Consider the following 12,956-nt stretch of genomic DNA (forward strand, 5'->3'; position numbering starts at 1 on the left):
CTCTGTGATTCACTGCCCATCTATCTCACGCATTCGCCGGGATAACTGACTTGGATAAGACTACTTTGACGTTTAGTATACCCTCAACCCTCCTCGAAGGCGGCAGCTAGCTGGTCACGCATATACTCTCGACGGAGCTTCCGGGCCCGCGAATCTGAGAGGTAATTTTGCAATACGACGTCGGCACTCGCGCTTCCTTGTTCGGCCGCAATCTCGTCGAGGCTTCCGAGGACGACGTCGAGTGACGAGGAATAGGCGTCATACCAGAAGCGTCGCCCCATCTTTGGCGAGGGGGATACACCACCAATTTCGTCAGGCAGACCCGCTTGCTCAGCGAGTTGGGTAAAGCGATTCCAGACTGTCCACCGGGAAATCGGGCCGCCTGAGGCGTGTGGCGACGGAAACAGATAGCCATCCCACTCCTCGTGATCGGCGAACATTGCAATGCGGTCTTCGAGTACCTCTTTACCGTAGAGTAGCGACACCTCGCCGGGCCCATTCTTCCGCTCCTCGAACGTAATATACGGAACTTCGTCGGTAGAGATGTCAAGAACGAATTGGCGTACTCGTAGGCTGGCCACCTCATTCGGACGAAGACCCCATGCACACAGGGCGAGTACCAGGAGGCGGTTCTCCTGGTCGTCTGCCGCATTGTAGAGTGCGCGAACGTGCTCGGTGGCGAGACATGGTGTATCCGTATCGTCGTCATCGCCGTTCGACCAATCGAACTCGTCGTCGAGGCCGTCAGCGGGGTTCACCGCAGCCCACTTCCGACGCACTAAATGCGCATACCAGTTCGAGACCGCGAGATGAATCCGGCGTTTGGTTTGTCCACCGTCGAGATCCACATGCAGCCGGTCGAACGCCGCCCAACACGCATCAACTGCTTTGTAAGCTGGGACATCGCCCTCCCGGGCGACGGGTGTCACAAGGTCGTCGGTTCCATTCTCTTCACAGTAGGCGGCGACGTAGCGGTTCAATCGGTAGCGGAGGGTATCTATCGACGAGTCCGCGAGCCCCTTCCGCTTCCGCCGTGACGTGAGGAAGGACTCGAGTGCCTCGATAGTCCGTTCGTGGTCGGTCGCCCAGTCGTAACCCGATTCTACGGCCTCGGCCCCGAGATCCTCACGCCAAAACTCTGCGAAGGTCCTGTCGTGGTACTCCCGCAGGGCGTAGAGGAGCGGCCGGAAGCCATGGTCGCGGAGCCAGCTGTGTGTCGGTTTTTCTCGTTTTGGATCGAGCTCGTCTGTCTCCATCATCGGGGCGACAACAGCCCAGTACGCGTCGACGAGTTCTTCGAGATCGAGAAGAGTCCACGAGACGTCGTCGACGTCCTCCCAGTCTCGGTCACTCCCTGGTGTCGTTACGCCGCTCACAGTGCTATCCTCCCTGGTGTCCGCTGTTCGAGGCTAGGAATCAGCGATAGACGCCTCGCTGAGTCGGTTTCCAATTCTAAGCCCGGCATATTTGGCTGGTAGCGAGTTTCTCACAGATGCGATATAGGTTTTGGGGACACACAGACCGTTGGAGTCTGTGAGAACACCGAAAATAGATGCTGTAGTAGCCTGAACTTGTATGAATCCTATGTCGCTATACAAAGTCGGCAGAGGGTAACGGCGCTCAGCTTTTCTCGATCTCGAAGGCCCGGTCAAGGAGATCTGCGAGATCACGTAGATTCTCCGCAGCATATGATTCAACTCGCATCGCCACCCGTTCCGTTTCCTTCTGCTTCTTCCACAACGTCACCACAACATCGGAGTCTCCATCTGGGTCTGGCAGCGCGGCTGTTATCCATGCCGTCACGGTTGGCGACCCCTTAAACCACCTCTTACTGAGTTCATGCCACTCTGGATCACACTCTTCCGGTGACGGCCGGTCCTCCCCGAACGCTTTTCGCTCCAAATCATCGGCAAAGGATCTGAGTTTCAGAACGTCATTCGGAACAACCTGTACGGATAGCGATTCGCTCTCGCCCCATCCCTTTGCTTTCCCGAGTGAGAACGTTAGATGCCCATCTGGCGTTCTGGAAATTCGAGCGCTTCCTCGCCGCTTGATGCTTTTCTCCGCGATGGTAACCCACTCTCCCGATTTGTCGAACGACATCCAGTAGTCTGCAGGAATCGGGATTTCCATCTCCACTGTTGGATTCTTCTCTTGCCAGAGCCACCGCGTCACGTCGGGATACCCCTCCGTCTCGTACCGGTCGGGGAGAGCGTACGGCCACACCGAGAGGATGCCGGAGAGGTCAACATCGTGGGTAGAAAAGGCGTCTTCCTCGAGCCAGGCAACGCTGTACTCCCGATCAAGATAGTGCTCTACGACTGCTGCTTTGTCTTTTCCTTTATTCTGATACTGGGCTTCAACTGCAATTCCCTTTCCGTACGGACTACACGGCTCGGGAAATTCTAATAGCACGTCAGGAATGCGCCCCTCGAGGTTAGACTCGAGTTCAATTGTTGCCTCCGGGTAGTCGTTCTCCAGCCGGGCGTATGCAATCGCCTTCATCTTGTGATGCATCTCGGACTCTCCAGAACAACCACCGTCATTACTACCGGCTCCGCTGCCACCTCCCTTCCCGCCGCCCTTGTGACTGAAGTGCCGAGATACGAAAGTGCTCCCACGGTTGTAGGACCGTACTACTGACATTCCTTCACCGCAAGCTGGACACTCAACTGTCGTTCCGGCCGGTACCTGTGGAGGGAGCACCTCATCTTTATTTAGCAGTCCAAGATATGGCATCGAAATACTGAGTTAAAATCGGCTCCTGTTTCGCATAAATCCTACCAGGGGGGGAGTTGAGCGGAGCAAATAGCTCACTCTCGTTCCATAAATTGGTCGTGTCGCAAAGCGGTCTAGACTTTGCCGCTGGTACTCTCAATTGAGAGGTCACAGTTGATTGCTGTTTTGGTCGAACGCTGGAGCAGTTCGTCGAGGAACGCTTGGTAGTACTCGGGGTCGGTGTACTTCACCAACCGAAGTTGGAGTATCGCTTCCAATCCCTCTGCTGTCCAGCGCATCCACTGGTTCTTGCACCGCTTGCTGACCTCGCCCATCAGTCGTTCGACGGGGTTCGAGGTCCACGGAACCTCGAACCCCTCGACAGCGTGCTCGGCGAACGTCACAATCGACGGCAGCCACCGCCGAAGATACCCTGCAGCCTTCGCTGACCCGAACTGCTCCAGTTGCCACGCTGTCTTCTCCAATCGCTCTCTCGTTCGCGCGATCCGCGAGCGGATCGCCTCGAACTCCTCTTCTGGATGGTGTTTCACCACCGAGTTCTTCAGATGGGATACCTCGTCGATCACCTCCGAAACGATCTCCTTCCGGCGGTCCAAGGAGAAGACGCCATCGTCCCAGAGGGTGTAGCCCAGCGTTCGGCCGACGTGAACGAGATCGAGTTGGTGGTCACGGGCTTCGTCGGTAAAGGCCGTGACGATGCCGCTATCAGCGTCACTGACGACCGTCGCGTCGTCAGTGACTGCGCCGATATCATCGAGTTCGGCGGCAGTTTCGTCCCAGTCAGCGTTGACCGACAGATCCAGGAGGGAGCGTGACTCTTCGGCGGTGTCTTCGCCGAGCGTTGCTTGGACGGAGTGGGACGAGCGGTCGTCGTCTTGGCTGTGGCATTTTGTCCCGTCAGGAATGACGGTGTCAGCGTCTGTGTCAGCGACACAGTCTGGGAGGAACTGCTTGAGCTTGTGGCCGTATTTCTTGGCACGGCGGTTGATGGTGGTCGGCGACGGCATCGAGACGAAGCCGTCGCCGTGATCGGCAGCGTCACGATAGCTGAGCGAGGTAGCGAGATCGACGCTTTTGGCGGCGATGTCCTGCTGATAGCGGTTCTGTCCGTCGAAGCTAAGAACGTCTTCGACGGGGCGGAAATAGCTGGATTCGTCGTTATCAGCGGCTGTATCTTCGATGTAGTGGAGAGAGAACTCGTGTTCCCCGGCGGTTGTGACAGCTGTGCGGGTATCGGTGCCGGCGCGTTGGAAGCGTTGGTCACCGTTGCCGTGGGCGTGTTTGTCGCCACAGAGCGCCTCGACGCTGGCGGCGTCGAGGCTCTCGACCAGCGATTCAAGGAGTACTGCTTCGAGGTTCTGGTCAGTGACGGCCTCGGCAAGCGTGGCGAGCGGTAGCGTTTTGTTGTCGTCGATACTCAGTTCAAACCGCACGTCGATTGTGGCGTGCATGGGTCACCTCTTGGGTGGATACCAGAGGCGACCCGTTCCTCACGGGAGCCAGTTACTACTGAACTCTAGAGGACTTTGCGACACGACCCATAAATTGCTTTTCGCGAATCACTCGTTCGATGCCGACGTAGGGTTTGATGACTTCCGCAAACACCTGGGGATGGATGTCTGCTTTTTCAAATGATTCCTTGACTTGCCACCCCTTCGGACCCAGTTCGAAAACGGCGAGCTGCCCCTGCCACTTCAGAAGGAATGTTTCGATGCCAGATGTGGGAACCACGCCGAAAGCCAAGTCCCAAACCTCGTTCTCGTTAGCGTCGATATCGTCCCTGGTGGTGAAACGGGGGATCCAGATTTCCTCGATTGAGCTTTTCTTTTGAAACCCACGGAGATAAGAGATCTTCAGCGGTGTCGCCGGTAGGAAATCAACAGCCTTCGAGCTTTCTTCATCCATTTCCAACACTTATCTCTTGATCGGCGTCGACGGACGTGTTTCACATTCACTCGCCGTAAGATCCCTCGTGCTATCGAGCAGTCGGTGCACCTCGCCGTCGCTCTCCCAGACCGTTCCTCTGGCCTCACGCAGCACATACCACGTATCGACGTCCCATTCGATGTTGAGCCCATGTTTCTGCCAGACTTTGAGCTCGAACTCCTTACCGTTGAGATCAGCGACCAGATACCGTCCCTCTACACGATTCGACCGCGTCGGTTTCTTCTCTTTCACCTGAACCGCGATTGGAGACGGAAGCCGACTGTTCCCGGGGATGTCTTCCCAGGTGAGAATGGAATCCCTGTCACCATTCAATACGGGCGATGAATTCGATTCTTCTCTGGTATCGGGAGATGGATCGGACTCAGTCGTCTCGTTCGTCGACTCTTCTCTCGCATCAATCAGGGAGGTTGCTTCCGTCCACGATCCAAAGAAGTTGGCGTACATTCCCGCAGAGACTCGTCCGTGATGGTTCATCTCCGTCGTTTTCGGCAATTGTCCGAGTTCGTCACGAACACGCCGGAGTTCCTCAAGGAGTCGCTCTCGTTTGTCTATCCCCGCAGCTTCCAGCGCTTCATCCCACGAGCCGAATTCTTGGAGACAGTCATACGATTTGTACGCGCCGTCAGAATCCATCTCCGACGCGTACGGAACGAGGTTCTCACCGTCATCAAGACGCTGAATCTCGTTGATGAGTGCCTGCCGGGATGGTCCCGAATCTGGGGTGGGCGCCGTGGCGCTGTCGTCAGGCTGCCCGTGTGATTCGTCGGTCGAATCGTGGGCTTGCGATTCCTGTTCGGAATCTTCACCGCTGGCGAAGGTGGCGGCTTCGCGTGCTGCAGTTATCGTCCCAAACTCGTCGGCATACATTCCGGAGCTGTATCGACTGTGTTCGTCGATCTGAGTGGTTGACGGGATCTCTCCGATGTCAGCAGCAACACGTTTCAGTTCAGCGAGGAGCGACTCCCTTCGGTCGATCCCGGCAGCGCCCAGTGCATCGTTCCACGATCCGAACTCCCGATAATACTCGTGAGTCGAGTACGAGCCTTGATCGTCCATCTCAGGTGCCTTTGGAGCGCCACCGAGGTCCTCTGTCAAGGTCTGGAGCTCGTTGATGAGATCGTCCCGCGTGGGTCGTTGGCTATCACTTTTCGAAGACTGCTCAGTGGCCGCTGTCTCGGTCTCAGTACTCGATTTCTTCTCCCTCTCACTGCTATCGGCTCCCGACGCAAGAGCCTCCTCAAGTTTCGCATGGAGCTGTTTGGCTTCCACCACCGAGGAACTCGGCTTCTCATCTGAGGCGGACAGCACCGCCTCAAGCTTTGACTTCGCCTCACGGTACTGCTGCTGTGCCCGATCTTCCTCGCCGTTTATCGAGGCTGTCCGCGCATCACTGACGAGTCGCTGAGCCTCTGTGAGCGATTCCTCGAATCGTACCTGCCGGTCAGCTCTCTCGAGACAGGTGTTGGTGAACTCCACACCGGCTTCCGCCCTCGCTGTATCGAGATCGTACCGCTCGCCCCAGTCCACAGCGGATTGGAACCGCGTCTTGGCTGCGTCCAACACGGCGTCAACTGTAGTGAACCCGTTACTGGTCGCGACGACGTCGCAGCATTCGAGGAGCCGCTCGCCTGCGGCACACCGTTCCTCATACGCAGCGGTACGAATGTATCTCGCAGCAGCCTCAAGATCAGTATCGGTACCGTCGGGAATTTTGAGCGTCTGGTCGTTCGTCTGGATTCGGATTGCATGATGCTTCCAGAGGAGTTGGCCAGCCTGCTGAACGTCGACACTTGTGACGTCCTCGTGGCGGATCTGGATGGTTTGATTCGCTGGGTCATTCCCGACGACGCAGAGCGCCCGCGTGGGGGTAATTGCCGTAATAGCCCGATACCCGTTTAGTTCCGGCAGCTGCTGGCCGGTGTATTCCGGAGTCTGGCGTTTCGACGCCAGCAGGAAGATTACCCCTTCCCCATTCAGCAGGTACGTTTGGAGCGATCGCTGGTGCAGATAGCCTGTCGAGAAGAGGCCGCCATTGCCCGTGCTCGTCAGGAGGGTCTCGTCGAGGGATACTTCTGTGTCGGGATCGACTTGCAGCCGTCTCGAAATGGCTGTGGGCGGCTCTCCGACCCCCAGCACGTCAAACACACTGGAACTCCTTACCTGGACATCGGTGCCAGCGTCTTCCACGATCTCAGGCACCTGCAGATGTGACTCGTCTTCTGTCGATTCGGAACTGGGGGGCTCTGGTGAATCAGAGTCTTGCGACGGGGTTGTCTCTTCACGGGATTCGTCGTCTTCCGACGTCGACGATGGCGACTTCTGCTCGTGTGTATCGCTCTCTCCAGACGTGCTCTCATCAGCCGACTCACCGTCGCTCGATGTTCCCTCGTGGTTGGTGGCCGTCTCTCGTTGTGACTGTCGTGTCGAAGAGGCTTCCTCAGAGAGGGCGCTTAACGACGCCGTCAATAGTGTACGTGTTTACCCCCAGAACGATTTCGCCACTCTCTCGTAAGTTGCTCCTGACCCAACAGTAGAGCAATGCAGACGACAGGGTGTTCTCCGAGGGACGGTCTCCGGCAGGGAGACCGTCCCGCGTCGTCTGCACTGACCGAGGAGAGTTGTGATGGTCGCTGACGAAAAAGTGGAGCAACTGCTTGAGCGGATCACTGCTCTCGAAAATCGCGTTGATGAACTTGAGCAGGAGAAAACAAACCTCAAGCAAGAGAATCAGCAACTCCGCGAAGAGAACAAACGTCTCAGAGCTAAGCTCCGGTGGTACGAGGGACCGCATACACCACCGAGCAAGGACCAGTCAGACCAAGAGGAGTCGTCGTCCTCGTCCGATGCGGACGAGGACGACGAACAGCCACGTACTGACGGTGGGACACCGGGTCGAAAGCCCGGACACGACCCTGAGTGGCGAGCCGCACCTGACCCAGATCGAGAAATCGACGTTACCTGTGACTGCTGTCCGGAGTGTGGCGAAGGGTTCGACGAGTCGGCGGGCGTCAGCCCCCGACTCGTCGAGGAACTCCCGGATCCACAGCCACCCGAAGTTACACAGTACAACCGCCATCACTACGAGTGCTACTCTTGTGGAGCCGAGACTGTCGCTTCACACCCCGACTGCCCCGACGAGGGGCAGTTCGGGGTGAACGTCATCGCCCAAGCCGCTCTTTCCAGATACGATCACCGCCTCCCCTACCGGAAGATCGCCGACCGCTTCGAGCAATTGCATGGCCTCGAACTCTCAGGTGCATCTGCGTGGCACGCGACCGAGCGCGCTGCGCGCGCCGGTCGCTGTGAATACGAACAGATCCGCCGACGGATTCAGCACGCTGACGTTGTTCACATCGACGAGACGGGAATCAAACGCGACGGCGAACAGGCGTGGATGTGGACGTTCAGGACGGACGAGCACACGCTGTACGCGGTCAGAGAGAGTCGCGGAAGCGATGTTCCCGTAGAAGTCCTCGGCGAGGACTTCGCGGGAACGGTCGTCTGCGATGGGTGGACGGCATATCCGGCATTCACCAGCAACCTCCAGCGGTGCTGGGCACATATTCTCCGCGAAGCGGAAGATGTCGCTGACAAGTACGAGGACGGAGAGCCAATTCACCGGCATCTCACGCAAATGTACGTCGGTCTCCAGTCGTGGCTGGAGACCGACCCGAGCCTTCGTGAGCGAGCACAGATGCACCGATCAAGCCAGAACGGACTCAAATCGCTCGTTAGGTGCTCAGCTACCGACGACCCAGTGGCAACACTGCTCGGGAAGATCAAAGGAGGGATCGACCACTGGCTCACCTTCATCGGTGAGCCAGCAGTCTCGCCAACGAACAACGCTGCGGAGAATGCGCTTCGTGAGCCGGTTGTTCTCCGGAAAATCATCGGGACGCTCCGCAACGACCGCGGGATGTTCGTTCACGAGACGTTGCTGTCCCTGCTGGCGACATCGCGCCAGCAGGGACGCAATCCCTACGAGAAGCTCAAGCGCATTGTCCGAGACAACGAGATGATTTCACGGACTCACGCTGTGCCATCCGTCGAGTCCTCGGGGTAAACACATACTCAATAGTTCGTCTAACTCCGTCGGTCGCTCTCGGTAGAGCGGGAAGAGCCACCAGACGCGCTGGAGCCCTTCGACGGAGAGGGCTTCCGAGTCACGAAGTGCCTCCATCGCGGCTTCCCAGTCATCCTGCGCCACTCGTTCCCCTTCCAGCCATAACTCATCCAGCAGGATTTCCGTCGCTTCGACGGTCAGTTCATCAAGAAGCTGTTCCAGATTGACGTTCCCTTGGACAGTCTCCACCTCGAGGTCCTCAAGCAGATCGCGGGCCCACAGTTCGTGCCCACGCTGTTCGGCGCGCTCCAGCAGTTCGGCGTCGACGCCGGCCTCCTCGATGATCGGCTGCACTCCGATCGTCTCCCCCAGTTCCCGCACCCAGTTGAGCTCCTGTACGTACTCCTTCGAGTCCAGCCCCGCGAGGTAGTTCTCGTCGGGCATGGCGATGAAATGGTGGAAGTGGGGCCGCTGATCGCCGTGTTTGCGGAGGACGCGTCCCATCCGCTGAACGAGTTGCAGCTTCGTTTTAGTCCCCGCGACGTTGATGCCGACTTCAGCATCCGGGACGTCAATCCCCTCGTCTAGCATCTTAGGAGAGACAAGTACGCCATTCTCGCATTTCCCGAACTTGTTGATGTTTCGCTGGACTGTCTCGTTGTTCTTCTTGGAGGAGGTCTCAAGCTGGCTGTGTGCCCGATAGACATGATCGGACACCTCCCCGAGTTGGTCTGCGATTTCGTCAGCCGTGTCGATGTCCATCGCGAAGATGACGAGCTTGACAGGCTGGTCCGGATCCTCGAGGTAGTCCTTCGCCAGTTCGATTGCCTCTTCGATCTTGGGCTGTGATCGGTGGCGGATCCAGGTCCGCGAATGAATCGTCGCCTGGAGGTTCGACCATTCATCGGGTATCTCCTCGTCGTCAAAGACCATCGACGCCGCCTCGTGTGCGCGAATGAAGTCCCCGAGGTCTTCGAGTTCGGTAAACGGAACAGGAACCTGTCTGAGAATCCGCTTGGTTGCTGCCGACCGCCGAATGTGCTTGAATTGGTCGGAGATCGACTCTGTCGCCTCATCCCATTCTTCCCGTTCGTAGGGATCGAGCGGCGTCGGGTGTACCGTCCAGTCAAATTCAGGTATGATCCCGTCACGACGAGCGTCCTCAACCCCGTACGTGTGGACGACGTCACCCAACAGTTCAGTGAGCTGCTCTCGTTTCAGTTCACCGTCGTCGCCGATCGTCGCCGAAAGACCCATCGCAGCCCGATAATTGGGTCTGTCGATGGCGGCCCCGTACCCATCTAAGTTGGAGTAGTGGTGAACTTCGTCGTAGATGACGAGATCATACTGGTCGGCGAGATCACGATCGTATCGTGGTAGGAGGGACTGTGCAGTGTAGAACTCGACTTCCCCACCGCTAAAGGACACGCTCTCTGCCTGTTCACCCGTCTGTCCAGCAGGCATTGGGAGCCCGAGCTTCTCCTGTATCTCCTGCTCCCATTGCTTGAGGATCGCGTTCGAATGGGCGACGATCATGATTTTCGCGTCGTCGGTTCGCGGCTCGTGGTCGGGGTCTTCCGGAAGGACGCCGCAGCATTCGGCGATGGCGGCGATCCCAGCGACAGTTTTCCCCGTGGCGGTCGCCATCTCGAGTATCCCGTGTCGACCGTTGTCCAGCCATTCGTTGAGTCCCTCCTCCTGGTTATCCCACAGGGAGACCATCAGGACAGGCCGATGCAGGCGGGACATCGCCGCCTCTTTGCTCATGCTGCCCAGCGAATCGGCTTCGTCCAGGAGGGCTGTCAACAGGGCTGTATCTGACAGAGCTTCTTGCTGGGCGGCGGTCACGAACAGCTCCAACAGGTAGAGACCGCCACCACTGCCGATGTGGCTGACATCTAAGGCACTCGGATCGAAGCCAAGCTGTCGCAGTCGTTTGAGAAGGACCGTTTCTGCAGGCTTCGAAATCACTCCTGATCGCGCTGCCCGCTGCGCTGGAAGATTCTGATTTACGGATACAATGTCCTCCCGGAAACCGTGGAATCTGTCCCGATTTGCCTCGATCGGCTCCGTGTCGACGAGACCCTGAATACGGTCAGTAATGAAGTCCGCGAATAGGCCGCTGTAATAGTTCTCTAAGAATGTCCATTCGATCGGATCGACTGGCCCCTCATATCGGGGCATCGTGACTTTATTAGCGACCTCATCATCTAATCGGATGAGTTGCTCTATGGACGGTAGATCAGCGAGGACGTCGGACTGGTATTCGTCGAAAAAGTCGTAGTCGTAATCAACCAGTCCACCCATTCGTCTCACCTATTCTCTATCAGTCGTATTAATGTTTTCGTGGGGAACACGCCCTGTCGTCTCCCGGTACCCCGACCCATCACGACTTCCATCAGGGGCGGTAATCGACAGATCCCTCGTTCCGTTCTCACAACCGATTACGTAGTGACCTAGCATCAGTCGATCACATCGAGAATTCTCTACCCCCTCCAGTAGAGGTTGAATTTGCGTCTTCGATGCGTGGTCAATTCTCGAAATGACACGGACGGTGAGTTTCGGCGGTGAGGGGTCGCTGTCGGCGGCGGACTGCCGCCGACGCGACAGTGTCGCCACTCACGATTGCTGTCCCGAGCGGTGGACAGCTACCGGAAGAACCGGTCGTCGAGTGGTTGGTTCGCTGGAACAGACCTGCGCACACCAAGCGCTGTCCAGGCTGCCCGCAGCACCATCTCACAGAACTCCGTGAACGACCATCTCCAGAGGCGGCGCCCCCCGCGGCGGGGCGCCGCCACGTACCTCCAGTGAAGATACCGCCAGCTGTTCTGAAGCAATAGGCTCACTACAAACATCACCAGCCGCAGTCCAGCATCCTGAGAACTGGTGAACGCGAGGCTCTGCTTGGCTAATCGGTAGCTCGACTCGATGCCGAAGCGTTTGCTGTAGTGGTTTCGGGCATCTCGTGGCGTGTCGATGAACGGCGCGTCAGCGGCGTAGCCGTGACGCGCCACCCCGTGTTCGTCGCACCGTCCTTGCTGGTAAACACAGTCGATGAACACAGGAAACGTCACCTCGCCGGCGAGATCGTGTTCAATCTCGCGGCTCCAGCCGCTGTTGAGTTCGTCCTGAATCGTTTCGCCCCACTTGACAATCGGCATCACGTAGGCGTAGTTGTGCGCGTACAGCAGTTTGAGACCGGTGCTGTTGTAGAATCCGCGATCGAGGTAGACGGCCTTGACGCCGAGGTCAAGGCCGTCAAGCAGTTCAAGAAACTCAGCGAGGACATCGCTGGTGGTCTCGCCAGCGACTAACTGGCGAACCGCCAGCGTGTACCGCTTGTTTCGTACCCGCGCATAGAGCGTCGCATACGCGTGAAACGCCGTGGTTCCGCGTTTAGCCTGCGAGGAGTACAGCGCCTCTGTCTCGTCCTCGTCACCGTAGTAAGGATCCAGGTGGAGGTCGGCGACGACCTCCACCGGCCGATCCGGCAGTGTCTCAAGAGTATCTCGTTGCAGGAGTGTGTCCCCAACCGCCTCAACGGAGTCCAGCTCAAACTGGTCGGTGAGATGTCCACGGACGGTATTGGCGTGGGGCGAGTCGTCAGTTGTTTCGCAGACGTGGTTGATTGAGGTCCCGCCGGCGCTGGCGCCGGCGAGGACCTCGTACAACGTCTCTGTCGTGACCTCGACATTCTCGCCGAGGTCTATCGCAAGTTCCTCGTCGAGGCTGTTGACGACACAATTAAGCAGGTGCTCTTCCTCTATCTCGCTGTCTGCCTGGGTAGGCTTCACACCGCACCCAAGCAGACACTTACTCTAACCCGATGTGATCGACTGATACTATCATGACCACCAATACAATTGATCGACAACTCGTCTGGGTCGTCCTCGCAATCATCGCTGCCCTGATTATCGTTCCCCTGTTCGGCATGATGTGGGCCGGACCGATGATGGGTGGGATGTGGGGTACCGGAATGTGGGGTGCAGATGGCATGTCTGGATGGATGCTCATCATTGGCGTGGGGATGCAACTCCTCTTCGTCGCCGTCATTGCCGGGGCCGTCTACCTCGGCTATCGAGCGACACGCAAGGGGGATGACTCATCTGACCCTGCAGTCAAGGAGCTTCGGGCTGCCTACGCACGTGGCGACCTGAGCGACGAGGAGTACGAACGACGGCGGGACCGACTCGAAACCGAACCGTAA

At 57.8% G+C, this 12,956-nt stretch carries 9 protein-coding genes; 2 read left to right on the forward strand and 7 right to left on the reverse strand.

Going from position 1 to position 12,956, the window contains the following annotated elements; translation table 11 throughout:
• Positions 1 to 83 precede the first annotated feature (83 nt).
• The 5 genes from HALDL1_00245 to HALDL1_00265 all read right to left on the reverse strand — a co-directional run bounded on the left by HALDL1_00245 (position 84) and on the right by HALDL1_00265 (position 6,885).
• Positions 84 to 1,376: a hypothetical protein gene (locus HALDL1_00245; GenBank protein ID AHG05483.1), complete on the reverse strand. Its 1,293-nt coding sequence runs from the start codon at positions 1,374 to 1,376 to the stop codon at positions 84 to 86.
• Between the two features lie 244 nt (positions 1,377 to 1,620).
• Positions 1,621 to 2,517, reverse strand: coding sequence for a hypothetical protein (locus HALDL1_00250; protein ID AHG05484.1), 897 nt, complete (start codon positions 2,515 to 2,517; stop codon positions 1,621 to 1,623).
• 335 nt (positions 2,518 to 2,852) lie between these two features.
• Entirely contained in the window at positions 2,853 to 4,190 is a 1,338-nt protein-coding gene (locus tag HALDL1_00255; protein AHG05485.1) for a transposase, read from the reverse strand.
• 55 nt (positions 4,191 to 4,245) lie between these two features.
• A complete protein-coding gene (locus tag HALDL1_00260) occupies positions 4,246 to 4,644 on the reverse strand; it encodes a hypothetical protein (protein ID AHG05486.1) in 399 nt (132 codons plus the stop codon).
• 9 nt (positions 4,645 to 4,653) lie between these two features.
• A complete protein-coding gene (locus tag HALDL1_00265; protein ID AHG05666.1) occupies positions 4,654 to 6,885 on the reverse strand; it encodes a hypothetical protein in 2,232 nt (743 codons plus the stop codon).
• 424 nt (positions 6,886 to 7,309) lie between these two features.
• On the opposite strand from HALDL1_00265, the gene HALDL1_00270 reads away from it, so the two are divergent.
• The gene (locus HALDL1_00270; GenBank protein AHG05487.1) at positions 7,310 to 8,749 is read left to right on the forward strand and encodes a transposase IS66; all 1,440 of its coding nucleotides are present in this window, start codon (positions 7,310 to 7,312) and stop codon (positions 8,747 to 8,749) included.
• Here HALDL1_00270 and HALDL1_00275 read toward each other — a convergent pair.
• Both HALDL1_00275 and HALDL1_00280 read right to left on the reverse strand, forming a co-directional pair.
• Positions 8,708 to 11,056, reverse strand: a complete 2,349-nt coding sequence (locus HALDL1_00275; GenBank protein ID AHG05667.1) for a hypothetical protein — start codon at positions 11,054 to 11,056, stop codon at positions 8,708 to 8,710. The two genes, HALDL1_00270 and HALDL1_00275, sit on opposite strands and share 42 nt — an antisense overlap.
• Before the next feature lie 341 nt (positions 11,057 to 11,397).
• The gene (locus HALDL1_00280) at positions 11,398 to 12,543 is read right to left on the reverse strand and encodes a transposase ISH3 (GenBank protein ID AHG05488.1); all 1,146 of its coding nucleotides are present in this window, start codon (positions 12,541 to 12,543) and stop codon (positions 11,398 to 11,400) included.
• Between the two features lie 53 nt (positions 12,544 to 12,596).
• Between HALDL1_00280 and HALDL1_00285 the strand changes: the two genes are divergently transcribed.
• Positions 12,597 to 12,956 carry a hypothetical protein gene (locus HALDL1_00285; protein ID AHG05489.1) on the forward strand — a complete coding sequence of 120 codons (360 nt, stop codon included), beginning with the start codon at positions 12,597 to 12,599 and terminating at the stop codon, positions 12,954 to 12,956.

This window comes from Halobacterium sp. DL1, assembly GCA_000230955.3.
In the GTDB taxonomy this organism is placed as follows: Archaea; Halobacteriota; Halobacteria; order Halobacteriales; family Halobacteriaceae; genus Halobacterium.

Coding starts and splice junctions, on each gene's coding strand:
- HALDL1_00285 (AHG05489.1), top strand. CDS start 12,597: ATGACCACCAATACAATTGATCGACAACTCGTCTGGGTCGTCCTCGCA.
- HALDL1_00250 (AHG05484.1), bottom strand. CDS start 2,517: ATGCATCACAAGATGAAGGCGATTGCATACGCCCGGCTGGAGAACGAC.
- HALDL1_00270 (AHG05487.1), top strand. CDS start 7,310: ATGGTCGCTGACGAAAAAGTGGAGCAACTGCTTGAGCGGATCACTGCT.
- HALDL1_00255 (AHG05485.1), bottom strand. CDS start 4,190: ATGCACGCCACAATCGACGTGCGGTTTGAACTGAGTATCGACGACAAC.
- HALDL1_00275 (AHG05667.1), bottom strand. CDS start 11,056: ATGGGTGGACTGGTTGATTACGACTACGACTTTTTCGACGAATACCAG.
- HALDL1_00260 (AHG05486.1), bottom strand. CDS start 4,644: ATGGATGAAGAAAGCTCGAAGGCTGTTGATTTCCTACCGGCGACACCG.